The following is a 26,040-nucleotide window of genomic DNA, read 5'->3' on the forward strand; positions in this document are numbered from 1 at the left end:
TTGACAACATTATTCCTTAATCAACTTCCTTCTAATTTGTCTCGCTGAAAGCGTCTCAGCAATTGTGAGTCACATGTGTAGTGACTCTTTCAGAGTGACAAATACTGTGTGATAAGGTTTGTGTAGTAACAAATTGTGTAACAAATCTTTAACAATAATAATCCAGAATTAAGTTCCATCTAGTTTGTCACGCTGAAAGCATCTCAAGAACTATGAGTCACTTATGTAGAGACTCTTTCAGAGTGACAAATATTGTGTGATAAAGTTTGTAGTAAGAGTTGCGTAAAAAGCATTCGACAATAATAACCGACAATCAACTTCCCCCCAATTTGTCTCGCTGAAAGCGTCTCAGCAACTATGAGTAACTTGTGTAGAGACTCTTTCAGAGTGACAAATATTGTGTAAAAGCACTCTACAAAAATAAGCCACAATAAAACTCCCCACCGTTTGTCACACTGAAAGCATCTCAGGAACTATGAGTAACTTGTGTAGAGACTCATTCAGAGTGGCAATACTGGGTGATAAGTATTGTGTCAAAGTTTTATTTATAAAATTGTTGACAACAGTATTCTATAAATTACTTCTATCTAGTTTGTCACGCTAAATGTATCTCAGCAATTGTGAGTTACGCGTGCAGAGACTCTTTCAAAGTAACAATTTTATGGTTATTTTTTTTGCGTAAAAAGCACTTAACAACAATAATCTACAATCAAATTCCCCATAGTTTGTCTCGCTGAAAGCGTCTCAGCAACTTTGATTCGCTTATGCAGAGACTCTTTCAAAGTGACAATTTTATAGTTATTTTTTTTGCGTAAAAAGCACTTAACAACAATAATCCACAATCAAATTCCCCATAGTTTGTCTCGCTGAAATCGTCTCAGCAACTGTGAGTCACTTACGAAGAAACTCTTTCAGAGTGACAATATTGTGTTGTAATGTATAAAAATTACAAAAACAACATTAAAAGAGTTAGTACAATTCCAGCTGCGGTAAAGTACATTCCCTTTTTGAATATAGTAGTTTTTGGTGCAAACATCCAAAAAGTTGAAATTACAAAGAAGAATAGTGAAACTCCAAAAAACACATTTAAAACAAAAAGAGGATCGCCTGATTGTGCTTTGTGCAGTTTGTTCATTTTTTCGATTAGAAAGGGTTGACTACTCGTTTTATAGTCTGCAATACCAGTCTTTTTATTATAAGTTCCTTGTTTAAAGTAAACTACATCACCTTCTTCGCGATCCGCTTTAAATTTTTTAAGATGTAATGCTTTACCTAAATCTTCACCAGTTAAATTAGGCTCAATAGTTTTAACAATTGCTTTGTCTTGCTTTAAGAAAGGTGTATCTCTAAAAATTAATATGATACCACTTAATGAATAAACTGCCATAATTCCGGCTAGAAAAAATCCTAAATAACGGTGAATAATTCGCATTAAATTACTTGTTTTTTTCTTTTTTGTCATTTCTTTAAGATTTGTTTATTTTGTATAATTTTTTCTGGCGATAAAAATAGATGATTACGATTTATTCTAGATAGCACTTAAGAAACTTTTATAATTTTATATCAGTTTACATATCATCTCGCAATAATAGAGAACTAAATACTATGTAAAATGGGACTTTCGATTCAGTATTAATTATAAACTATCAATATGTAGTTGCTATAAAATGTATTGATTACTACTAAATTAAACATAAATGAGATATAAATCTAAATAGATGATAATAGAATTAGTAAAGATTATTAAAGTTAAATCTCAAACAAAAAAAATCCCAAAACTCGATTATAAATCAAATTTTGGGATTCAAATAAGAAAAGTAATTTCTTATTTAGTCTCATTTACGCTATCTTCTTTTTTTTCTGCAACAGTTTCGTCTTTAGATGCATTCTTAAATTCTTTAAGACCACTTCCTAAACCTTTCATTAATTCTGGAATTTTTTTACCTCCAAAAAGTAATAATACAACTGCCAAAATAACCAGGATTTCTGTAACTCCAAATCTTCCCATGATCGAATAATTTATGCCGAAGCCTATTTGTAATAAATCTAGCGGCAAAGGTATATAGAATTCCTCAATACAAACTCAATAAAACTGATTTATTTATAATCTAACAAGTTAAAACTTTATTAAAAGCATTTCACTCAATCTATAATTTGCCATTTCAAATTTATACATGGGCATGCCACCAGTAGTTAAATGGGCTACCAATTATTGCGCATATATAGCCCATATAACTACTGCTGTCGGGCTATTCGCGCTACTTCGGTAGCTAGCTTCTATCCCTCATGCAAACAGAGGTTTAAATACATTTGTTAAAAATTGATAGAACTTATATTCATTAAATACTTACAACTTTACACATATAACACCAATAAATTGTCCAAAAAAAAACCGAAAACAACATAATTTAATGTTGTTTTCGGTTATATAATGCTGTAAATCAGTTTTATCTAGTATAAGCTGACCTTTGATTTTGGTACTCTATAACTCTTTGACGCTGCTTTTCAATATCACTAGCTCTTGATTCCATCATCTTAAGATTATCCTCAATTTCATTTTCTTTTTTAGCTATTAAATCTTTAGCTTTTTCAATATCCTTAGCTGCTTTCTCGTTTTCTTTGATTAAGTCTTTTTTACTGTCTTCCAGCTTAGAATAAACTTTGTTTTGGTCCTTAATTACTTCATCCATATTAAGTTCAGAAGCTTTCATTGCAATTTTTCTAACAACAGAAGTTGCGTAAGCAAATTTTTCTGAGCTATAAGCACTGTCTAAGAATTTACCTCCTAGGTTAAAAAAAGCAGTATATTTATAACCGTTGTCAATTTTCTCTACAACTTGATGAATATCAATTGAATTAGGGCTAATTTCCTTAATCTGAGCATTATCTATATAATTCTCATCGCTGCGCTTAATTTTCCTTACTTTACCTTTGTATTGTTTTGTAACGTCTTTAATCGCATCTTCAACATTGTCATCAGAAACATTAGGTATAAATACGCTAATTCCTGGTTGTGTTCCCTGACTCATTGTTTGTGTAACGGCAGCGGGTATCAAATCTTGTGAAAACCCTACACCATATGCGAATAAAGTTATTGCTAAAAATGTGTATTTCATAATTATCTATATTATTTTGTTCTATCTCAATATACAAAAAAACTAGGAGAAAAGCTAATTTAACTTCATGAATATATTGCTGGCAATCTTGTTTGAGATACTCAAAATAGTGTGATCCACCTTAATTTTCAGAGATAAATCGAATTCTTCTCTTTCTAAAAACTCGATTTGAGAACCTAGTGAAATTTTTTGCTTGTCAAGGTATTTTAAGAACTCAGACGAAGTATCTTTTACTCCCACACAAATTCCATTTTGCCCAATGTTTAATTCAGATAGCAATTGCTTCTCCACTTTTTGCACATCTCCATTTGCATCGGGTATAGGATCACCGTGTGGATCTTCTGTTGGATTTCCTAGAAAATCGGCAAGTTTATTAATCAATTTTTCAGATTTTATATGCTCCAGTTGTTCGGCTACATCATGGACTTCGTCCCAAGAAAAATCAAGTTTTTCTACCAAAAAAACCTCCCAAAGACGGTGCTTCCTCACAATCATTTTGGCAGCCAAACTACCTTTTACAGTAAGTGAAACACCTTGGTACTTTTTATAATTAACTAGATCCTTCTCGGCCAATTTTTTAATCATATCGGTTACAGATGAAGCCTTGGTCTCCATTGTTTCTGCGATAGCATTTGTACTTACATCTGTATCTGTGATAGTGGTAAGGTGGTAAATTGCTTTAAGATAATTTTCTTCTGATTGCGTCATTTGATATAAATAGTAGAGTAACTTATTTTAAATATAAGCAATTATTATTGCTTAACAATAAACAAAGGTATCGAAATTTTGTGGCGTATTTTGTCTACGGTTGTACCAAATACTAAATCTTTAAAACCAGTGTGACCATGGGTTCCCATTACCAATACATCAAAATCTCCTTTGTTTATCAAGGTCGGAATCACTTTGTCTGGTGAACCAAAACCTAATAAAATACTGACCTTAAATCCTTTGTCGATTAGCATGGCTTCGTATTCCATTAATAATTTTTCATCAATAGTGGTTTCATGGTCATCTGTATTCTCACCGTGAATCAAAGCACCAACAGTTTCGACAATATGTATTAAAGTATATTTTGCATCATTTCCGCCTAGTTCAAATGCATTATTAAGTGCTACTTCATCTGCAGCTGAGAAGTCTACCGTTACTGCAAGATTCCTTTTCGAATAAGTTTTTGCAGTAGGAAATCTTAATTTTAAATGATGAGGAGAATGATTATGTATTACTCTTTTGGATTTATCAAAAACAGGTTTAAAAACGATATAAAGTAATAATATTAAAAAACCAAAAGCCATAGGAACTACTGTCAACCACAGTATAATTGGATGATCAGATATTTCTAACCAGCCTGTAATTTCGTCATAAACCAATTTTCCATTTAAAATCACGATTATTGAGGCTACAATCCAAGAGGCGATTTGCGTAATTTTACTTATATGGAATCCCTTCATTTTCGTTTTATCACTCACAAAATGTATTAATGGAATAATAGCAAAACCTAATTGTAAACTTAGAATAACTTGACTTAAAATCAATAGCTTACCCGTCACGCCTTCACCAAAAATAGTGATAACAATAACTGCGGGAACGATAGCAATCAAACGAGTAATGATACGTCGTACCCAAGGTTGAATTCTTAAATTCAGATAGCCTTCCATGATGATTTGTCCAGCCAACGTTCCAGTAATGGTCGAACTTTGTCCTGCTGCAATCAATGCTACAGCAAATAATATTGGTGCCCACTTAGTACCCAAAAGTGGCTCTAGAAATTGATGTGCATCTTGTATTTCGGCCACTTGAAACATTCCGTTTCTGTAAAAAGTAGCGGCTGCCAAAATAAGAATAGCTGCATTTACCAAGAATGCTAAGTTCAGTGCTATGGTCGAGTCTATAAAGTTGTACTTTAAAGCTTGTTTAATTCCAGCTTTTGAGCGATCAAATTTTCGAGTTTGTACTAGTGAAGAGTGCAGGTACAAATTATGTGGCATTACGGTAGCTCCAATAATACCTATAGCGATATACAAAGCAGTTTCTGTTGGCATTGTCGGAATTAGTCCTAGCAACACTTTATCCATTTCTGGTTGTGCAAAAACCATTTCAAAAATAAAAGATACTCCAATAACAGTAACAAGGGTAATGATGAAAGCTTCCATTTTTCTAATCCCTTTATTAATTAGGAATAGCAACAAGAAGGTGTCTAAAACAGTTATCATTACTCCCTCAATTAATGGGATATCAAACAACAAATTAATACCAATTGCCATACCCAAAACTTCTGCAAGATCGCAGGCAGCGATAGCAACTTCTGCTAGAAAGTATAAAATATAATTGATAAAAGGGGAGTAAGTCTCGCGGGAAGCTTGCGCTAAATCGCGTTGAGTTACGATTCCCAGACGAGCACTTAAACTTTGCAATAGCAAAGCCATAATATTACTCATTAACAGTACCCAAAGTAATGAATACCCGAATTGGCTACCTCCAGCAATATCGGTGGCCCAATTTCCCGGATCCATGTACCCAACACTAATTAAATATGCGGGACCAAAAAAGGCTAATATTTTTCTAAAAACTGATTTTTTATTCTGTGCAGAAACCGATTCATTGACTTCTTCTAACGACTTGCTCATTATTAACTGTTTGAGGCAAATATATACAATTAAACATAAAAGCAAAAAAATATATTTAGACTACACTAAAAATAAGTTTAAATTTCTAATGAGTTGGACTCATGTGGTCTAGCAAATTATGTTGTATCATGATCATTTTAGAAAGAGAACAATCCTATATTTGCAAAAAAGAGAAAAAATGAAAATTAAGTTTTGCCCAAATTTAAAAAAGTCGATCTGTATACTTTTTTTAGTATTAAGCGTACCAAACTTGCAGGCGCAAGATAAGTCCAATACCTATGACGAGAGTCAAATGAAAGCCTACTCAATTTTGTGGCAACAAACTGCTGCAGAATATAGAGCATTATGTTATCAAGCATTTAATTTGGCTTCAGTTCGTTTGAAGGAAATTCCAAGAAGACAATTCCGAAAGGGAAATTTGGCTATAATTACCGATCTAGACGAAACTATCCTTGATAATAGTTATGTAGGAGCACAATTGATAAAGGAGCACAAACAAATGAATGGTGCCGAATGGGATCGTTGGACGGCAGTTTCAAAAGCAACTGAAGTTCCAGGTGCGGTAGCATTTTTAAAAGAAGCTTCTAAAAAAGGAATTACGATATTTTATGTTTCCAATCGCGATACCGCTAGTGTAGAAAATACATTGATTGATCTTAAGCGACTTGAACTTCCAAACGCAGATGCGGCGCATTGTCTTTTCAAAACGGATACTTCATCAAAGGAAATACGCAGAAAAAAGATTGAGGAAAACTACAAAATCGTCATGTTAATGGGAGATAATTTAACGGATTTTAGCACTGCTTTCGAAAAAAATAGCATTCAAGATCGATTCGATAAAACTGATTTAGATCAAAAAAAATGGGGAGATAAATTTATTGTACTTCCTAATTGTAATTATGGTGAATGGGAGAATGCACTATATAATTACGAAAGAAAAAGTGATGATGAAAAAGTCAAAATGCGTATGGAGTTATTAAAAGGATTTTAATACAAGAGATACAAATAACACAGTTCTATGTACTATAATTAAACCCGAGATCAGTCTGCTGATCTCGGGTTTTTCATTTAATACAATTTTCCAAAATCCAATTTTCCCCAATTTCTGCTGCATAAAGCATTAGTAAATAGAATTATAATACTATTTTATTGTTTATTTAAAATTTATTTTTAGTTTTATCTAAATTATAAATTTAATAGTATCTAAAATATATTTATGAAAAACCTAATTCTATGTTGTGGCTTATTGATTAGTAGCATAACAGTAGCACAGTCTTCGATAAAAGGAATAGTGCAAGGAGGCAATAACTTTTTACCGTATGCCAATGTAATTTTGAAGAAATCAAATAATGCAGTGGTAACAGATAGTGAGGGTAATTATTTGTTCGAAAATTTAGCAGCAGGAAAGTATGAGGTTGTAGCAACTTTTACTGGCTTTCAACCTGAAAAACAAACAATAACTATAGCAGATAGCACAATAACTACTCTTAATTTTCAGTTACGAGAAAATAACACCTTAGATGAAGTAGTCATAACTGGAACTTTAAAACCGGTAAGTCGTTTAGAAAGTCCAGTACCTGTTGAGGTGTACAAACCCGCGTTTTTTAAGAAAAATCCAACCTCTAATATTTTTGAAGCCTTGCAAAATGTAAACGGTGTGCGTCCGCAACTCAATTGTAATGTTTGCAACACGGGAGACATTCACATTAACGGTCTTGAAGGTCCTTACACTCTTGTTTTAATTGACGGAATGCCCATTGTAAGTGGCTTGTCTACGGTTTATGGCTTGTCTGGAATTCCGAATTCACTTTTAGAACGTATCGAAATTGTAAAAGGACCAGCGTCTTCGCTCTATGGTAGCGAAGCCGTGGGTGGATTGATTAATATAATTACCAAAAATCCAACTAACGCTCCCGTATTTTCAGCAGATTCTTTTATTACAGATTGGGGCGAACTCAACGTGGACTTGGGTTTTAAGGGAAATGTGGGCAAAGCAGCAACGGTCTTAACGGGTGTGAATTACTTTAATTATAGCAATCCAATTGACAACAACAACGATAATTTTACTGATGTCACCTTGCAAGACCGCATCTCAGTTTTTCAAAAATGGAATTTTAATCGAAAAAGCCAAAAACAACTATCACTAGCCGGACGTTTTTTTTATGAAGACCGTTGGGGTGGCGAATTGGAATGGAACAAAGGCTTTCGCGGAGGAGATGAAGTATACGGAGAAAGCATTTATACCAAACGTTGGGAATTATTAGGAGCGTATGAATTACCTACGGTTGAGAAAATGTTGTTTTCGTTCTCGTACACAGACCATGATCAGAATTCAGTTTATGGAGACACTCCATACTTAGCACAACAACGCATCGGTTTTGGACAATTGACTTGGGACAAAAAAATAAACAAACACGATTTGCTTTTTGGAACTGCTTTACGTTACCAGTATTATGATGACAACACCACAGCAACAGTAACCGAAGATGTAAATTGGATTCCGAGTTTGTTTGTACAAGACGAAATCGCTTTTAATGACAATCACAAAATATTGCTGGGAGCGCGCTACGATTATAACAGCAACCACGGAAACATTTTTACACCGAGATTTGCCTATAAATATAAAATCAATGACAATAACATTCTGCGTTTCAATACCGGAACAGGTTTTAGAATTGTAAATCTTTTTACCGAAGAGCACGCCGCGTTAACTGGATCTAGAGATGTTGTTGTTCTCGAAGATTTAAAACCAGAACGCTCAATAAACGCCAACATTAATTATCTTAAAAAGTTTTACACTAACAACGGAAATTTCATAGGTCTAGAAACTACGGCTTGGTACACACGATTTAGCAATTCGATTATTCCGGATTACGATACCAATCCCAACCAAATCATCTATAAAAATTTAGACGGTCATGCTGTCACAAAAGGTATTAGTACCAATCTTGACTTCGTTTTTAACAATGGTTTGAAAATGATTCTAGGCGCTACGTATATGGATGTATCCAAAACAGAAGAAGGTGTCACAACCAGACAAATATTGACCGAGAAATTCTCTGCTACTTGGGCGATTTCATACCGAATCAACAAATTATTTCTTGACGTTGATTACACTGGAAATGTCTACGGTCCGATGCGTTTGCCACTTTTGGGAGATTTAGATCCGCGTAGTGAATACTCGCCAACTTGGAGCATCCAAAACATTCAATTTACATTCAATAAATTTAAGAATATCGAAATCTATGGTGGTGTCAAAAATTTATTAAACTGGACGCCCAATAAAAGCAACCCATTCATTATTGCAAGAGCCAACGATCCATTTGATAAAAATGTACAGTTTGATGCAAACGGTAACGCACAAGCAACTGCCGATAATCCTTATGCATTGACATTCGACCCCTCATATGTGTATGGGCCTAATCAAGGAATTCGCAGCTTTTTTGGATTACGATATACTTTGCAATAATATCAAGAACAACAATTGGTTTAAATGAAAAAAAATATACTCTTACTATTCCTTTTACTTAGTGCTATTCCATCTGGTTTTGCGCAATTAAAAACGCATACTTTTCAAGAAGCTGAGCAATTAGCAATCAAAAACCCAAAACCTATTGTGGTATTTATCCATACAGCGTGGTGTAAGTATTGCAAAATGATGGAACATAGTACGTTTAAAAATAAACAAGTCATTGAGACTTTAAACGACAACTATTATTTTGTTCCTTTTGATGCCGAATCTACCGAGCCAATCACTTTCAACAATCATACTTTCAGTTTTCAACCCACAGGAACGAAAACTGGGATTCATGAGTTGGCGACAGCTTTAGCAACAATAAACGGTCAAGTGGTATATCCTACGACAACAATTTTAGGAACTGATAACTCGATTATTTTTCAGCAACATTCTTTGATTCGCGCTGTAGACCTGCTTTCAATTATCAAAAGCTAAAATAATATCCCTATTTTTGAAGTAAATTTGGAATACCCTTTATGAAAAACTACGATTACATTTTTACAGGCTCGGGTTTAGCAGCATTGATGACCGTTTATAAAATGATTACATCTGGTAAATTTGCCGATAAGTCTATTTTATTAATCGATTCCGACAGTAAAAAAAACAACGATCGTACTTGGTGTTTCTGGCAAGAAGGGACTTCGACTTGGGAGCAATCGGTAACTAAAAAATGGGATTTGGCTCTGTTTGCAAATACCGATTTTCGTCGGGATTTAGAATTGAAACCCTACACTTATAATTGTATAAAAGCTTCTGATTTTTACAGCCAAGCATTTGATTTGATTTCGAAACAAAAAAACATTCACTTCCTCAATGAGAAAGTTACGGATATCAATGAATTAAAAACGCATGTATATGTTGCCACCGAAAGTCAAAGTTTCACAGGCGACAAATTATTCAATAGTATTTATCGAAAAGGGGAAGCCGAGAGCCAAAACCAATATCCGGTTTTACAGCAGCACTTTATAGGTTGGTTTATAAAGAGTAAAGAAGCAGTTTTTAATCCAGAGCAAGCGACTTTTATGGATTTCTCTGTGGAACAAAAAGGCAACACTCGTTTTATGTATGTTTTGCCAACGTCAACCACCGAAGCTTTGCTGGAATACACCTTGTTTTCGCATGATTTGTTAGCAAAAAGCGAGTACGAAAATGAGATTCAAAATTACATCTCAAAACAGGGCATCACTGATTACGAAATCATAGAAAAAGAGCAAGGAAGCATCCCGATGACCTGCTATCCTTTTTGGAAAAAAAATACTCAGCGCGTTCTCAACATAGGAACTGCCGGCGGATGGACCAAAGCCAGTACGGGTTATACGTTTAAAGGATCAGATAAAAAATCAACAGCATTAATCGCTTTTTTACAAAAGGAAAATGATTTAACAAAATTTCATAAACGCACCAAATTCTGGTTTTACGATTTACTTTTACTAGATATTTTAGATCGAAAAAACGAAAAAGGATCAGGGATATTTTCTTCGATGTTCAAAAATGGAAGCCCTGCTTTGATTTTTAAATTTCTGGATGAAGAAACGTCTTTTTATGAGGATATAAAGGTGATTTTAAAATGTCCAAAAATGCCTTTTATTTGGTCATTAGTACGATCAGTTCGTTATTTATTCTAATGAAATAAGGCGGCTATCAAACAATAACAAAACTTTATAGAGCAAATAATGGAGTTCTTTTTAAACTTCGTAACTTTGCACCTTCAAAACTAATATTTAAAATATAACGATATGTATCCAGAAGAAATGGTAAAACCAATGCAAGCTGAATTAACAGTAGCAGGTTTTCAAGATTTACATAGTGCTGAAGCAGTTGATACTGCAATAAAAGCGGAAGGAACTACACTAGTAGTTGTGAATTCTGTTTGTGGTTGTGCAGCAAGAAATGCACGTCCAGGAGCAAAGATGAGCTTGGAAGGTGCTAAGAAACCAGACAATTTAATCACGGTTTTTGCAGGTGTTGACAAAGAGGCTGTAGATGCAGCAAGACAACATATGTTCCCTTTCCCTCCATCATCACCATGTATGGCGTTGTTCAAAAACGGAGAATTGGTTCACATGTTAGAGCGTCACCACATTGAAGGTCGTCCAGCTGAAATGATTGCTGAGAACTTACAAGATGCTTTTAACGAATACTGTTAATACATCCCAAAGCATATTATTTAAAACCACGTCTTCTCGGCGTGGTTTTTTTATTTAGAGCTATTTCCAGCTGTACACTGTATCTTTTACTGGCTAAAGAAGCCAGCAAAAGGATGCCGTTCCCATCTGGGCTAGAAAATGTTTAGTGTAAGAAAGAGAAATTATTTATATTTAACGTTAGTCAATAATAATTAGAATTTTTCGCGAATGTATTTGCATAGATACATTTCCAATGCTTTATTATTCGAATAAAAAAAATCTTCACTTTCACTTGAAACCCAATCCATTGTCAGAAAAACATCAACCCATTCATTTTACCGCTATCGATAACGGCCACAAAACTGCAGTAACTTGCCATCACGGAAGTCATCCCAACTTAATGTTTTTATTAAAAGACAAACTGGGTTTAGACTATTTTGGGGAATGTGGTGGAGTAGGGCGTTGTGCAACCTGTGTGGTTGACGCAATTGGAATTAAAGGGAAATCTATTATTAAGGAGCGAAATGAGCCCGCTACACTCAGCAAAATGGGGTATGATGATGAGACGACTAGATTGTCCTGTCAATTATTTGTTACAGCAGATTTAGAAGGGGCTGTAATTACAATTTTAGAAGAGTAACTTTTAGAATTTCATAACCTCCTTTACATAACAAAACAATTGCAAAAGTCTGATTTTTGATAAATAAGTTGAGAGCCTGATCAAAGTTAAACTTAATACAAATAGTTAGATCGGTTTTTAACTACTCACAAAAAGTAATATTTTTATAAAATGAAAAAATCGATACTTACTCTCTGCATTTTAGCGGCTGTTACAATCTCTTGTAAAAAAGAAAATCAGGATGACACTATAAAAAACGATACTATTGAAGCCGTTGCATCATTATCAAAAGCAGATTCTATTGTAAATACAGCTATTGAAGCCCATGGTGGAAAGCGGTATGATACTGCCGATTATTCATTTACTTTTAGAGATAAAACATACCGTTTTAAAAACGATGGTAGTAATTACGAATATAGTTCTACAATACAAAAAGGAGATTCGCTTATCAAAGATGTAATGATCAACAGCGATTTCGCGCGTTACAATTATACTCAAAAACAAAATCTTACTGCCGAAGATGCTGGTAAATACGGCGAATCACTGAATTCTGTTATTTATTTTGCTACATTGCCTCACAAACTGCAGGACGCATCAGTTCATAAAAAGTTTGTGGAAGAGACTACTATCAAAGGGAAAAAATACGATGTAATCGAGGTTACTTTTGGTCAAGACGGTGGCGGAAAAGATTTTGATGACCAGTATCAATATTGGATCAATCAAGAAACACATTTAATGGATTACTTCGCTTATAATTATCAAGTCAATGAAGGTGGCGTTCGTTTTAGAGCTGCTTTTAATACTCGAGTTGTTGCAGGAGTAACTTTTCAAGACTATATTAATTATGAAGCTCCAATAAAAACTCCTTTAAAAGATTTACCTGCTCTATATGAACAAGGGAAATTAAAAGAAGCTTCCAAAATACTGACTGAAAACGTGGTTAATAATAAATAAATAAATATTTTTTTGGTATTTTAAGCTGTAAAAACAGTGTTTATCTATCAACTATAAAATAAATTGTTTTTTTAAACATGCTTTAAAGGGGTATTTACAGTTTTACTACCATTTCACTGATAACTTACCATAGTTCACTGATTCTCTAGCTATTTTTTCTACTTAAATTCTATTTTTGGTTATTCAACTAACAATTAATTTCCAAATCTTATGAAAAAAGTAACTTTGTTCTTGTTTGCAACAATGACGTTAACACTTGCAAACTCTTGTAGTAAAGACAGCGACGAAACGACATCATCGACTACTGAGGCTGTTGTTATTGATGTAGAATCTGCCAATTTTTTGAGTGCAGGATTATCAGAACCGATTACAATTGTTTCTAAGACATTATCAAATGGGAAAACAGTTGACTGTTATAAGATTGTAGTAACGAGTCTGGCAACAGATCATGATATGGGACCATGGTGTCCTGGTAATATTAGTGATGATGCCACTCAAGGTGGGATCTGGCTTGAAGGCGGAGAGGTATATGATGTTGACGGTGCTTTTGTAAAAAACTTAGCAACTTTCTATAAAGACACCCAATGGATGATGTATAACGCTACAACGGGTGCTATAACAAAAACGAGTACAAAAGAAGAATGTGCCGGTGCAGCCATTCCAGATGTGGGAACCGCTTATAAAAATTATTGTGTGCAGTGTTTACCTTCTTACTTGGGGACATTAAGCACAACTTATTACCTACCAGTCACGCCAGTTGCAGCAAGTTCTGTAATTTCGTTTGGTGGAGCGGGACCACAATCAACTGGACCTAGTTCTAGGGGAATTGCTTTTAACGGAGTTGTATTTGATGCACCAGCGCCAACAAGTAATATTTTGGCAGCCTATACATTGGCACCTTTTGATGATGCAGGTGGTCATATCAATTTGAATGCAGGTTACCACTATCATGCCGCTATGGGTAAAACAACTCAAATTGCACAAGCTGATGGTCATGCCGCAATGATTGGATATGCTTTTGATGGATACGGAATGTTTCAAAATCTAAATCCAACGACAGGTCTTGCATACACAGATCTTGATGCGTCACTTGGACATTATGATGATATAAGAGGTTACCACTATCATGTGGATTATGCCGGAAAAAATAATTTTATAAACAGTTTACATGGAGAATATGTTAAATAGAATAGTAAAAAGTGGTTGGATTGCAATATTGTTTTTAGCTTCGTTTGTAAGTCATGCGCACCAAGCAGAATTTTCATCATCTCTTTTATCAAAGACTGACGATGGGAAATATATCCTGCAAATCGCAAGTTCAATGACCGCTTTTCAAGGTGAAATTGATTATATCTATACGCAAAAAGCATATAAAACGCCTGAGGAGTTTAAAAAGCTGGTAATCGATTATTTTAATAAAAACGTATCATTTATAGTAAATGGTACCGAAGTATTAAAATTTAAAGATCCGGTAGTCTTGCTTGGTCATGAAACAAAATTGATTGTAGAAGTGCTTAATATTCCAGAAGTAGTAAATGAAATCACATTTACCAACACAATGTTCAAGGACATGTCTCACAATAAAATGGGACTAATTATGTTGATTGATAATTTTCCCAAGGAACAATATGTGTTAGAAAATGAAAATGAACAAAGTATTAATTTATCTTTCGAAGATGGGATTTGGGTAGATACAGCAACTACAGGTTTCAAAGCCAAAAACATATTTTATATTTTAGGTTTTCTAGTATTAGCAGCAGTGCCATTATTTTACTTTAGTTATTTGGATCGAAAATATTTACGTAGGACATAATTGGATTACACCAATACAAAAAGCTCAGAAGTACATTCTGGGCTTTTTGCATTTACAGATAAACCGTCCATAAACTCCAAATCTTCTAGCTCATCAAAATTACGCTGCTCTGAGGGTTAGGTATCCTATGATAAAAATTTCCGAATTACGGTTTCCCGTAAAGACGCTATCTATGAAGTAATTATCTTTGAATATTATTAATAACTGAACACTAGTTAGCCTCCCAAATGTCTCAGCAAACTTACTCTTTGAGAGTACGAGTTAGAAACTTGTATTAGCCACTGAAAATTAGAGAAGAAGTTGAGGAATAAAAAAACTAAAACAGCTTTAAAAATTATAGTTTTAATTCAACTACTTTTACACTGAAAATAAGCATCGAAATAGTATTGCGTCGCTTTTTATACAAATTGAAATTAGAAAATAAATTAAGCAAGATTCACTAAATGAAAAACCTGAATTTACTAGTAGTATTCCTTATTGGATTCACCTTTTTATCATGTTCATCGGATGAAAATAATGATGTAAATATTGATCCTGTGATTGGAATATGGAAACCAATAAAAGATGTTTATACATACGTTGATAATTCAACAACAGAGGATGCTTATTCATCTTGTGATCAAATGTCGAGATTAAGTTTTCAACAAGATGGAAGTTTAAAAATTGAAGAATTCAGTACTGACCAGAGAACTGGTATTTGTACACAAAGATTAGAACCTGTTTTAACAAATGGAAGTTGGGACAAAGACTCAAATGGAGAATATAGGCTTATCACAACATACACCTACACTGGGAGTGGGTCTAGTTATACAGACGATAATCCTACTACACTTAGATTTACAAATAAAAATAATATTCTTAAAATTGAATATGCAGACGATGAAATATTTAATGGAAAGCAATTAAAAAACCATTATACAGAGTTTGCTAGAGTACAATAATTTTACCACTCCTCGTACCGCACTTTAACAAACTAATGTTCATAAATAGGCAAATTCACTATTTACATTTCATTTTAGTTCTGTTTGTATCTTACCTTTGTTGAAACCTTAAAAGGGTAATCAATTAAGATTAATGAACCCCATTTAGAATGAAAAGAGAACATTATATCCCATTTGATAAGGAATTCTTGCTCGAACAACAATTAGCAGCTTACGACAAAAATCCTAAAACGGTTGAAGATTTTAAAAAGCTATTCGATATCGTTGAACATTATTTTCACTACGAAGCCTTTAACCTCATTCGTACTCTAAAACACAATTACGCTTCGTTCAATCCAGATGTCAGCTCAGAAGAACGTGTTCTTAATAGCCACAAAACCGATTTTACGAATTTTAAAGAAACGCTTCTCACAGTTTTGGAGCGAAGTAATTACAGCCGAGTAAATCAAGAAACTTTGGATAAGGCACTCAAAGATTCCGATTTGATTGGTCTCGATCTTGCTATCGATTTTACCGTTTATAAAGAATATGAGTTGTATGTGCGTGGGCAACACACAACCAAAGAAAAAGTACGTCATTATTATTTTTGGAAGAAAGAAATTGAAATTGAATATTATGATCGTGTCATGGTGTATCTCCATTACAATGAAGACGAATATTTCGAAGACAAGAAAATTAATTTAAAAAAGCTCCTTATTGAACCAGGCTGCATTGTTCTGAAAGTTTTTAAACGAGTCCCAAAAAACGATCTCGAAACCGTATTTCCAAATGCTATTCCCAAAATGTCCACCACCGACAAACTCTTGTTTTGGGTTCCTGGAGTTGCCGGAGTCATTTCGTTATTAAGTACCACGGTAATTCCTGCGTTAATAACAATGGATGCCGCCTACAAATCAGGCGAACACATTGATTTATTAAATAGCAAAACCTCGTTAAATCAAGGTTTGATTGCACTTGGAATATTGGGAGCGTACTTATTTCGCCAATACAACAATTTTGTAAACAAGAAAATCCGATATTCAAAAATGCTTTCGGACAGTCTTTACTTTAAAAATCTAGGGAATAATAGTGGCGCTCTATATTCTCTGTTAAACGCATCGGAAGAAGAAGTGCTGAAAGAAACGCTATTGGCCTACTCTTTTTTAAATCGAAGCGAAATCCCATTAACGGCAGAAGCACTCGACAACCAAATTGAATCTTGGTTCCAAACCACCTTAAACACAGACCTTGATTTTGATGTACATGATGCTTTAATACAATTAAAAAACATGGGACTAGGCAGCGAAATCAACGGAAAATGGACTGTTATTCCGCTAGAAGAAGCACTGATTAAAATAGATGAACTATGGGATGGCGTTTTTGATTACAACCAAAAATAATCACAGCTGCCGTTGTTGTTATGCGATCAATACAAAAATAGCAACCAGTACTTCCAAAAAAAAATTAACTAATTAGAAACGAAGTTTCATCAAGTCTTCATGCCGTAAATTACTGGCTGGTTCAAAAAACTTAAAACGGCAGAAACTTTGACATTTATTCCCTTTTCCGTACTTTTGCAAAAATAATTTTTCACACTTAAACCGTTTATAGCATGCAACTGTATAACACTTTAAGCGCAGAAGAAAGAGCCATCATGATTGATGATGCCGGAAAACAAAGACTTACTTTGTCTTTCTATGCTTATGCGCAAATTCAAGATCCAACACAATTTCGTAACGATTTATTCCGTGCTTGGGACCCGCTAGTGGTTCTTGGTCGAATTTATGTAGCCAAAGAAGGTATTAACGCTCAGTTATCGCTTCCGGCAGATAATTTCTATGCTTTTAAAGATACTATCGAAGCCTACGATTTTATGAAAGGGATGCGATTGAATATTGCCGTAGAGCATGATGATCACTCGTTCTTGAAACTGACGATTAAAGTGCGTGACAAAATTGTTGCCGATGGTTTGAATGATGAAACCTTTGATGTTACAAATATAGGTGTGCACTTAAAAGCCAAAGAATTCAATGCTATCTTAGATGATCCCAATACAATTGTTGTTGATTTTCGAAATCATTATGAGAGTGAAATTGGCTATTTTAAAGGCGCCATTACTCCTGATGTAGATACTTTTAGAGAATCATTGCCTATTATAAACGAGCAGTTACAAGATTTTAAAGAAGACAAAAACTTAGTGATGTATTGCACTGGCGGAATTCGTTGTGAGAAAGCTTCGGCATATTTTAAACACCAGGGTTTTAAAAATGTATTTCAGTTAGAGGGTGGTATTATTAACTATGCAAAGCAAATTAAGGAAGAGGAACTAGAGAGTAAATTTATTGGTAAAAACTTTGTATTTGATCACCGCTTAGGCGAAAGAATTACAGACGATATCGTTTCACAATGCCACCAATGCGGTAAACCTTGCGATGTACACACTAACTGTATCAACGAAGGTTGCCACTTACTTTTTATTCAGTGTGAGGAATGTGCTCAAGCCATGCAAGGCTGTTGCTCACAAGACTGCATTGATATTATTCACTTACCTGAAGAAGAGCAAAAAGCAGTACGTCGTGGTGTTAAAAACGGAAATAAAATATTCAAAAAAGGAAAATCTGATGTGTTGACTTTCAAAAACAGAGAAGCAAATCAAGACCCGTTAGCTTCGGTTCCTAATTTGGTTGACTTGACAAAGTCAAAAGCGCTGGCTAAGAAAGAGCCAAAGATTAAAAAACAATACATTGGTAGAGGAACTCACTTTTTCCCAAAACCAAGTGTTGGCCAATTTACAATTGAAGAAAATGAAATCAATGTCGGCGATACGATCTTGATCAAAGGGATGACCACGGGCGAACAAAAGCTGTTGCTAACAGAAATGTTAGTAAACGATAAAGCTGCTGATAAAGCTGCGGTGGGTGATATTTGTACTTTTCAACTACCATTTAGAATTCGACTATCAGACAAATTATATAAAGTTTTAGAAGCTTAATTTCTTTTCTATTACCAATATCAAAGAAGTTCTATCCTATAAGTTAATGGGGTAGAACTTCTTTTTGCATTTCAGCAGTTGGGAAAGATGTTCTGCAATGGCTTTTTTTCGAATAAAATTTAAGAATTATTGCTGATTCCAACAATTGCAACTTACGCTTAAAAAATACTATCTTTACGAATTAAACGTTTTAAGAACTTAAGTTGTGTCTTTCACAACACTACATATAAAATTATGGCATGTACAAGTTGTTCAACTTCTGATGGTGGTGCACCTAAGGGTTGTAAAAATAATGGGACTTGCGGCACCGATAGCTGCAATAAATTAACAGTCTTTGATTGGCTTTCAAATATGAGTTTACCTAGTGGTCAAGCGCCATTTGATTGTGTTGAGGTACGTTTCAAAAACGGACGTAAGGAATTTTATCGAAATACAGAAAAATTAACTCTAAGCATTGGTGACATTGTTGCGACAGTAGCTTCGCCAGGACATGATATCGGAATTGTAACATTGACCGGTGAATTGGTTCGTGTACAAATGAAGAAAAAAGGTGTAAGTCCTACAAGCAATGAAGTTCCAAAAATCTATAGAAAAGCATCTCAAAAAGATATTGATATTTGGTCTGTAGCTAGAGAAAAAGAAGAGCCGATGAAAGTGCGTGCTCGTGAACTTGCAATCGCACACAAACTAGAAATGAAAATTTCTGATATTGAGTTTCAAGGTGATGGTTCAAAAGCAACTTTTTATTATACAGCCAACGACCGTGTTGATTTTAGATTATTGATCAAGGATTTTGCTAAAGAATTCAGCACTAGAGTCGAAATGAAACAAGTAGGTTTCCGTCAGGAAGCGGCTCGTTTGGGTGGAATTGGATCTTGTGGTAGAGAATTATGTTGCTCAACTTGGTTAACAGATTTTAGAAGTGTAAACACCTCTGCAGCACGTTACCAACAACTGTCATTGAATCCGCAAAAATTAGCAGGACAATGTGGTAAATTGAAATGTTGTTTGAACTATGAGTTAGACACTTACATGGATGCTTTAAAAGGTTTTCCAGATTTTGATACTAGATTAGTAACAGAAAAAGGAGATGCTGTTTGTCAAAAGCAAGATATTTTCAAAGGGTTAATGTGGTTTGCTTATACTAGCAATTATGCCAATTGGCATGTATTGAAGATCGACAAAGTGCGTGAAATCGTTGCTGACAATAAGCAGAAAATTAAAGTTTCTTCTCTGGAAGATTATGCAATAGAAATTGTAGAAGAAGTAGAAAAAGACTTTAATAATGCTATGGGGCAAGAGAGTCTGACTCGTTTTGACCAACCTAAGAAAAAGAAGAAACCTAATAGAAAACCAAAACCAGCAGCTGAAAAAGTTGGTTCTGAAAACATCATTAGACCTGCTAATGAAAATAAAATTATTAGTGCGAAACTAGCTGGTAAAAAACCACCAAGGCCAAACAATAATAAAAAGCCAAACAATAACAATCCTAACAAATCGGCGGCTCCGAAAGACGAAACCAAACCGAACCCGCAACCTAGAAAACCTATAATTATTACCAAAAATGAGAATAAAAAATAGTTTTTTATTGCTTCTAATGGCTATACTGCTTTTTTCATGTGACGAAAAAAGAGTTTTTGACGAATACAAATCGGTTGGTAGTTCGTGGCATAAGGACAGTATTGTAACTTTTGATTTGCCTGAATTGGATTCTACAAAAAGGTATGATTTGTTTATCAATTTGAGAGACAATAATAATTACCCATACAATAATTTATTTCTAATAGTTACCTTAGAAAAGCCAAACGGTTATACTAAAGTAGATACATTAGAATACGAAATGACTGCTCCAGACGGAAGTTTGCTAGGGGATGGTTTCACAGACATCAAAGAGAGTAAATTGTTTTATAAAGAAGGAGTTCGCTTTCGCGGAAAATACAAATTGAACATCAAACAAGCAGTGAGAGAGTCGGGCAAAGTACCAGGTGTTACGGAGCTAGAAGGTGTCACAGATATCGGTTTAAGAATAGAAAAAAAAGAATAGAATAGTATTAATTTATGGCTACAAAAAAGAATAATTCAACCAACACTAGTTTCAAAAAGTACACAGCAACTTTTTGGAAAATATTTTTTTACGGACTCGGTAGTATAGCCGTGTTTTTCTTATTTGCTTCTTGGGGAATCTTCGGTTCTATGCCTTCATTTGAAGATTTAGAAAATCCAGACTCTAATTTAGCAACAGAAATTATCTCCTCAGACGGTGTCGTTCTTGGAAAATATTTTCAGAAAAACAGATCACAATTAAAGTATTCTGATTTACCAAAGAACTTGGTAGATGCACTAGTTGCTACAGAAGACGAGCGTTTTTACGAACATTCAGGTATTGATGGTAGAGGAACATTAAGAGCAATTGCAAGCTTAGGTAGTAGTGGAGGTGCAAGTACACTTACACAACAATTAGCCAAACAACTGTTTCATGGAGAAGGATCAAAATTTCTTCCATTTAGAATCGTTCAAAAGGTAAAAGAATGGATTATCGCTATTCGATTAGAAAGACAATATACAAAAAATGAAATCCTTGCCATGTACTGTAACGTATATGATTTCGGAAATTATTCTGTTGGTGTAAGCTCTGCAGCGCAAACTTATTTTTCTAAATCTCCCAAACAGTTAACGGTTGATGAATCGGCTATTCTGGTGGGGATGTTCAAAAATTCTGGACTGTACAATCCGGTACGTAATCCGCAAGGAGTAAAGAACCGTCGTAATGTTGTTTTGGCACAAATGGAAAAAGCCAAAATGATTACCAAAGAGCAAAAGCTGAAATACCAAGCTTTGCCAATTACCTTAAATTTCAAATTAGAGAGTCACCGTGAGGGAATAGCAACCTACTTTAGAGAATACCTTCGTGATTATATGAAGAAATGGGCGGCAGACAATAAAAAAGCCGATGGTTCGGATTATGACATTTACAAAGACGGTCTTAAAATCTACACTACTATCGACTCAAGAATGCAAGAACATGCAGAGACAGCCGTAAACTCTCACATGGCCAACTTGCAACAAGAATTTTTTATCCAAGCAAAAGGAAATAAAAATGCTCCTTTTGTAAATATTACAGATTCAGAAACGCAACGTATCTTAAAACAAGCCATGAAAACGTCCAATCGTTGGAACGTTATGAAAGGTATGGATAAAACAGACGAAGAAATAGAAGCTTCTTTTTATAAAGAAGCAAAAATGACGGTTTTCACCTGGAAAGGAGAAAGAGATACTATCATGAAACCTATCGATTCTATCCGTTATTACAAACACTTTTTACAAGCAGGTTTAATGGCTATGGAGCCACAAACAGGAAATATTAAAGCGTGGGTTGGCGGGATCAATTACAAATACTTCCAATACGATCACGTTGCTCAAGGTGCACGTCAAGTAGGGTCAACCTTTAAACCTTTTGTGTATGCAACAGCAATTGAGCAATTAAACATGTCTCCTTGTGATAGCATTATCGATGCGCCTTTTACAATTCCGGTAGGCCGTCATCATGTTACAGCAACTTGGACACCAAGAAATTCAGACAACAGATACAGAGGAATGATAACATTGAAGAAAGCTTTGGCGAATTCTATCAATACTATTTCTGCAAAATTAATGGACAAAGTTGGTCCAGAGGCTGTAGTTGAATTAACACACAAACTGGGAGTAAAATCTCAAATTCCGTTGCAACCGTCGATTGCTCTAGGAGCTGTAGAAATTACTGTAGAAGATATGGTAGCAGCCTACAGTACTTTCGCAAATCAGGGAGTATACAACAAACCACAATTTTTAGATCGTATTGAGGATAAGAGTGGGATCGTAATCTACGAACCAATTCCAGAATCGCATGATGTATTAAACAAAGATATTGCCTTTGCTGTAATCAAATTACTAGAGGGAGTAACCGAGGGTGGTTCTGGTTCTCGACTGCGTACTACCGGTGGTGGTGGTGGATCAAATCGTTGGACAGGTTATCCTTATTCATTCAGAAATCCAATTGCAGGTAAAACAGGAACAACTCAAAATCAATCCGATGGTTGGTTTATGGGAATGGTACCAAACTTAGTAACTGGTGTTTGGGTAGGTTGTGAAGACCGTTCGGCACGTTTTAAGAGCATTACCTATGGTCAAGGGGCAACAGCAGCTTTACCAGTTTGGGGTTACTTTATGAAATTGTGTTACAACGATCCCGAATTAAAAGTGTCTAAAAAAGAATTTGATCGCCCGGCAAATTTATCGATCAAAGTAGATTGCTACACAGCACCAAAAATTAAAGATACAATAGCAACACAACAAGATACCGAAGAATTTTCATTTTAAAATAACCCAAAATATATCATGTATGTCTGATATTAAAACAGCAATTACCGAAATAGAAATAGCTTCCTGTTGGGAAGCTATTTCTATTTTACGACCTAAGTTGCAACAAGAACAATTTGTAGGTCAGATTATGGAGATGCAAAAAGAAGGATACACCCTTTTGTACCTACAGGAAAACGATCAAACGGTAGCTATAGCGGGTTATCGCATCTATTCCATGCTATACTGTGGCAAAATGCTGTATTTGGATGACCTTTCTACCCTAGAAAACCAGAGAGGAAAAGGCTATGCTTCACAACTTTTGAACCATTTGAAAGATATTGGATTAAAGCAAAACTGCATTTCCTTACATCTGGATTCTGGACCGAATCGCACAGTAGCTCATAAATTGTATTTCAAAGAGAACTTTACGATTACTTCTTTTCATTTTTCGAAAAATTTGTAGACATGTCCTTTTTTGATTGTCAATAATGTTTTTTCTTTCGAATATAAAGTCCTAATTTTAAGATATCAAAGAAATTCAACTGTCATGATTAACAAAAATGTAAATACCGTTCAAGAGGCACTAGTAGGAATAGAAAATGGCATGACCCTACTTCTAGGTGGGTTCGGACTTTGTGGTATACCCGAGAACTGTATAGCCGAACTTGTTCAAAAAGAAACTAGCCAACTCACTTGTGTTTCCAACAATGCAGGCGTTGACGATTTTGGTCTTGGCTTACTGTTACAGAAAAAACAAATTAAAAAAATGATTTCGTCCTACGTGGGTGAGAATGCCGAGTTTGAGCGCCAAATGCTTTCGGGCGAGCTTGAAGTCGAACTGATTCCGCAAGGCACCTTGGCCGAACGTTGTCGTGCGGCACAAGCAGGTATTCCCGCATTCTACACCCCCGCAGGTTATGGAACCGAAGTAGCCGAAGGTAAAGAAACCCGAGACTTTAACGGAAAAACGCACATTTTAGAGCATGCTTTTGAAGCTGATTTCTCCATCATCAAAGCTTGGAAAGGTGATACTGCAGGCAACCTTATCTTCAAAGGAACCGCCCGAAATTTTAATCCATGTATGGCAGGTGCAGCAAAAATAACCATAGTAGAAGTCGAAGAATTGGTAGAGGCTGGAACCTTAGACCCCAATCAAATTCATATTCCGGGTATTTTTGTACAGCGAATTTTTCAAGGAGAGAAATACGAAAAGAGAATTGAACAACGCACCGTTCGTACCAAAAACTAATCCATACATTATGTTAGATAAAATCGGAATCGCAAAAAGAATAGCACAAGAACTCAAAGACGGTTATTTTGTAAACCTAGGGATCGGTATTCCGACTCTCGTTGCCAACTACATCCCAGAAGGCATAAACGTCGAAATTCAAAGCGAAAACGGCGTCCTAGGAATGGGTCCATTCCCTTTTGAAGGAGAAGAAGATGCTGATATCATAAATGCCGGAAAACAAACCATAACCACCTTAGCAGGCGCGTCCTTTTTTGACTCAGCAATGAGTTTCGCCATGATTCGTGGCAAACACGTTGACTTAACCATTTTAGGCGCCATGGAAGTTTCTGAAAACGGCGACATCGCCAACTGGAAAATCCCAGGAAAAATGGTCAAAGGCATGGGGGGAGCGATGGATTTGGTAGCTTCTGCCGAAAACATTATCGTTGCCATGATGCATGTTAATAAAGCTGGAGAGTCTAAGATCTTAAAAAAATGTACACTACCTCTAACAGGTGTAAATTGCGTCAAAAAGATTGTAACAGAATTAGCCTTTATGGAAGTCACAGATAAAGGTATTCGTTTATTAGAACGTGCTCCTGGAGTTTCTGTTGAACAAATAGTAGCAGCTACAGAGGCTACATTATTGATAGTAGGTGAAATTCCTGAAATGGTAATTGAATAGGTTTCCGAGAAAATTTGTGACATTACTGCCAGTTAAAAGATTTCGATAAAGAAATTGATACGATGTATCTAATTCCTTTATACAAAATAAAAAGAGAAAGCACGATCTAGACAGAATCGTGCTTTCTCTTTTTTACAGAACAAAATAAGCCTCTTGTTCTGAATTTTTATTCTGAGCTTTCATAGCGTTGTTGTCGCTAATCTCAAATTCATTTCGATATTCATTGACCATCTGCATCAAATTGTTTTCGATAGTATTTGCAATTGCAGTAACAGGAGTATCTGTTGGTTTATTTTCAAAGGGATCCTGCAAATGAATGGCCATTTTTTCGATCAAAAAGAAAGAAGTTGCTATTGTAGTAATTAATGGAATAGCAAACCAGCTTAACAAACTTATTAAACCAAATGGCAGTAGAATGATAAACAAACAAAGTGTAAAATGAATGTATATGCTGTAGGTAGTTGGGAACACGGTGTTTTTAATACGCTCACATTTACCCATAGCATCACACAATCTACTCAAAGTATTGTCTAACTCTACTTGTTGATAAGTCGTAATTTGTTTCTCTTTTAGTGCAATTCGTAAGTCTTTTGCATGCAAGACCAATAATGCATTGGGAATGTGCTTGTGATTTTTTACAAATCGCAATTCATCTGGCGATAACAACTTTTTTATTGGCTCGATTGCGTCTTCATTACGCAGGGACTGCCCTAAACTATAGCACCATGCAATTTGTCTTTTTGCAAATTTTTGCTTAAATTCATCTGCTTGTACCGAGAAATCAGGGTCTTTGTAAAATGTAATCATTTGCCTGACCAATGTTCTAGATTCATTAACAATCGATCCCCAAATTATTCTAGCTTCCCACCAACGGTCATAAGCTTGATTGGATTTGAAAGCTAATAATAAGGATATAATAGTACCAATTATTCCGGGTACGGCAATGGGTATTTCTACATTGATATTAATAAAATAGTGGTGAAATATTTCAAATAATATGGTATACGTCAATACAAGAGCCAATTCTACTTTGATTTTTCCCAGAACGTATCTTAATGGAATTTTCTTTTTTAATAACATATTTTATAATTTAGATTTGACTGTT

24 protein-coding genes are annotated in these 26,040 nt (G+C 34.9%); 18 read left to right on the forward strand and 6 right to left on the reverse strand.

Features of this window, described 5'->3' with window-relative positions; translation table 11 throughout:
* Window positions 1-946 precede the first annotated feature (946 nt).
* The 5 genes from LXH21_RS05645 to LXH21_RS05665 form a co-directional block, all read right to left on the reverse strand.
* Entirely contained in the window at window positions 947-1,462 is a 516-nt protein-coding gene (locus LXH21_RS05645) for a PepSY domain-containing protein (RefSeq protein ID WP_239863289.1), read from the reverse strand.
* Window positions 1,463-1,825: 363 nt separating this feature from the next.
* The gene (gene tatA, locus LXH21_RS05650) at window positions 1,826-2,008 is read right to left on the reverse strand and encodes a twin-arginine translocase TatA/TatE family subunit (protein WP_239863290.1); all 183 of its coding nucleotides are present in this window, start codon (window positions 2,006-2,008) and stop codon (window positions 1,826-1,828) included.
* Window positions 2,009-2,447: 439 nt separating this feature from the next.
* Window positions 2,448-3,116 carry a hypothetical protein gene (locus LXH21_RS05655; protein ID WP_239863291.1) on the reverse strand — a complete coding sequence of 223 codons (669 nt, stop codon included), beginning with the start codon at window positions 3,114-3,116 and terminating at the stop codon, window positions 2,448-2,450.
* A 54-nt stretch (window positions 3,117-3,170) separates the two neighbouring features.
* The gene (locus tag LXH21_RS05660) at window positions 3,171-3,824 is read right to left on the reverse strand and encodes a metal-dependent transcriptional regulator (protein ID WP_239863292.1); all 654 of its coding nucleotides are present in this window, start codon (window positions 3,822-3,824) and stop codon (window positions 3,171-3,173) included.
* A 44-nt stretch (window positions 3,825-3,868) separates the two neighbouring features.
* A complete protein-coding gene (locus LXH21_RS05665; RefSeq protein WP_239863293.1) occupies window positions 3,869-5,740 on the reverse strand; it encodes an Nramp family divalent metal transporter in 1,872 nt (623 codons plus the stop codon).
* Window positions 5,741-5,918: 178 nt separating this feature from the next.
* On the opposite strand from LXH21_RS05665, the gene LXH21_RS05670 reads away from it, so the two are divergent.
* The 18 genes from LXH21_RS05670 to LXH21_RS05755 all read left to right on the forward strand — a co-directional run bounded on the left by LXH21_RS05670 (window position 5,919) and on the right by LXH21_RS05755 (window position 24,935).
* Complete coding sequence (locus LXH21_RS05670; protein ID WP_239863294.1) at window positions 5,919-6,731, forward strand: 5'-nucleotidase, lipoprotein e(P4) family; 813 nt, start codon at window positions 5,919-5,921, stop codon at window positions 6,729-6,731.
* Window positions 6,732-6,956: 225 nt separating this feature from the next.
* Entirely contained in the window at window positions 6,957-9,209 is a 2,253-nt protein-coding gene (locus tag LXH21_RS05675; RefSeq protein ID WP_239863295.1) for a TonB-dependent receptor, read from the forward strand.
* Between the two features lie 24 nt (window positions 9,210-9,233).
* Window positions 9,234-9,692, forward strand: coding sequence for a thioredoxin family protein (locus tag LXH21_RS05680; protein WP_239863296.1), 459 nt, complete (start codon window positions 9,234-9,236; stop codon window positions 9,690-9,692).
* Between the two features lie 41 nt (window positions 9,693-9,733).
* Window positions 9,734-10,882 carry a lycopene cyclase family protein gene (locus tag LXH21_RS05685; protein ID WP_239863297.1) on the forward strand — a complete coding sequence of 383 codons (1,149 nt, stop codon included), beginning with the start codon at window positions 9,734-9,736 and terminating at the stop codon, window positions 10,880-10,882.
* Window positions 10,883-10,993: 111 nt separating this feature from the next.
* Entirely contained in the window at window positions 10,994-11,404 is a 411-nt protein-coding gene (locus LXH21_RS05690; RefSeq protein ID WP_239863298.1) for a BrxA/BrxB family bacilliredoxin, read from the forward strand.
* Window positions 11,405-11,690: 286 nt separating this feature from the next.
* A complete protein-coding gene (locus LXH21_RS05695) occupies window positions 11,691-12,023 on the forward strand; it encodes a 2Fe-2S iron-sulfur cluster-binding family protein (RefSeq protein WP_239863299.1) in 333 nt (110 codons plus the stop codon).
* A gap of 150 nt (window positions 12,024-12,173) precedes the next feature.
* Complete coding sequence (locus LXH21_RS05700; RefSeq protein WP_239863300.1) at window positions 12,174-12,956, forward strand: DUF6503 family protein; 783 nt, start codon at window positions 12,174-12,176, stop codon at window positions 12,954-12,956.
* A 210-nt stretch (window positions 12,957-13,166) separates the two neighbouring features.
* Complete coding sequence (locus LXH21_RS05705) at window positions 13,167-14,144, forward strand: YHYH protein (RefSeq protein ID WP_239863301.1); 978 nt, start codon at window positions 13,167-13,169, stop codon at window positions 14,142-14,144.
* Complete coding sequence (locus tag LXH21_RS05710) at window positions 14,125-14,769, forward strand: hypothetical protein (protein WP_239863302.1); 645 nt, start codon at window positions 14,125-14,127, stop codon at window positions 14,767-14,769. Before LXH21_RS05705 ends, LXH21_RS05710 begins: the two co-directional genes overlap by 20 nt.
* A gap of 443 nt (window positions 14,770-15,212) precedes the next feature.
* A complete protein-coding gene (locus LXH21_RS05715) occupies window positions 15,213-15,710 on the forward strand; it encodes a hypothetical protein (RefSeq protein ID WP_239863303.1) in 498 nt (165 codons plus the stop codon).
* A gap of 149 nt (window positions 15,711-15,859) precedes the next feature.
* Window positions 15,860-17,089, forward strand: a complete 1,230-nt coding sequence (locus tag LXH21_RS05720) for a TMEM143 family protein (protein WP_239863304.1) — start codon at window positions 15,860-15,862, stop codon at window positions 17,087-17,089.
* Window positions 17,090-17,301: 212 nt separating this feature from the next.
* Window positions 17,302-18,681: an oxygen-dependent tRNA uridine(34) hydroxylase TrhO gene (trhO, locus tag LXH21_RS05725; protein WP_239863305.1), complete on the forward strand. Its 1,380-nt coding sequence runs from the start codon at window positions 17,302-17,304 to the stop codon at window positions 18,679-18,681.
* A 234-nt stretch (window positions 18,682-18,915) separates the two neighbouring features.
* The gene (locus LXH21_RS05730) at window positions 18,916-20,262 is read left to right on the forward strand and encodes a PSP1 domain-containing protein (protein WP_239863306.1); all 1,347 of its coding nucleotides are present in this window, start codon (window positions 18,916-18,918) and stop codon (window positions 20,260-20,262) included.
* The gene (locus LXH21_RS05735; RefSeq protein ID WP_239863307.1) at window positions 20,246-20,725 is read left to right on the forward strand and encodes a gliding motility lipoprotein GldH; all 480 of its coding nucleotides are present in this window, start codon (window positions 20,246-20,248) and stop codon (window positions 20,723-20,725) included. The genes LXH21_RS05730 and LXH21_RS05735 overlap by 17 nt, the downstream gene beginning before the upstream one ends.
* Window positions 20,726-20,739: 14 nt before the next feature.
* Window positions 20,740-23,037 (forward strand): penicillin-binding protein 1A, encoded by a 2,298-nt coding sequence (locus LXH21_RS05740; protein WP_239863308.1) that lies wholly within the window; start codon window positions 20,740-20,742, stop codon window positions 23,035-23,037.
* 22 nt (window positions 23,038-23,059) lie between these two features.
* Window positions 23,060-23,482 (forward strand): GNAT family N-acetyltransferase, encoded by a 423-nt coding sequence (locus LXH21_RS05745; RefSeq protein WP_239863309.1) that lies wholly within the window; start codon window positions 23,060-23,062, stop codon window positions 23,480-23,482.
* 84 nt (window positions 23,483-23,566) lie between these two features.
* Entirely contained in the window at window positions 23,567-24,268 is a 702-nt protein-coding gene (locus LXH21_RS05750; RefSeq protein ID WP_239863713.1) for a CoA transferase subunit A, read from the forward strand.
* A gap of 10 nt (window positions 24,269-24,278) precedes the next feature.
* Complete coding sequence (locus LXH21_RS05755; RefSeq protein ID WP_239863715.1) at window positions 24,279-24,935, forward strand: CoA transferase subunit B; 657 nt, start codon at window positions 24,279-24,281, stop codon at window positions 24,933-24,935.
* Between the two features lie 132 nt (window positions 24,936-25,067).
* Here the strand turns inward: LXH21_RS05755 and LXH21_RS05760 are convergent, their stop codons facing one another.
* Window positions 25,068-26,015 carry a bestrophin family protein gene (locus LXH21_RS05760; RefSeq protein ID WP_239863310.1) on the reverse strand — a complete coding sequence of 316 codons (948 nt, stop codon included), beginning with the start codon at window positions 26,013-26,015 and terminating at the stop codon, window positions 25,068-25,070.
* Between the last annotated feature and the right edge of the window lie 25 nt (window positions 26,016-26,040).

Origin of the sequence: Flavobacterium algicola, assembly GCF_022399565.1 — a bacterium.
GTDB classification, from domain to species: Bacteria; Bacteroidota; Bacteroidia; order Flavobacteriales; family Flavobacteriaceae; genus Flavobacterium; species Flavobacterium algicola.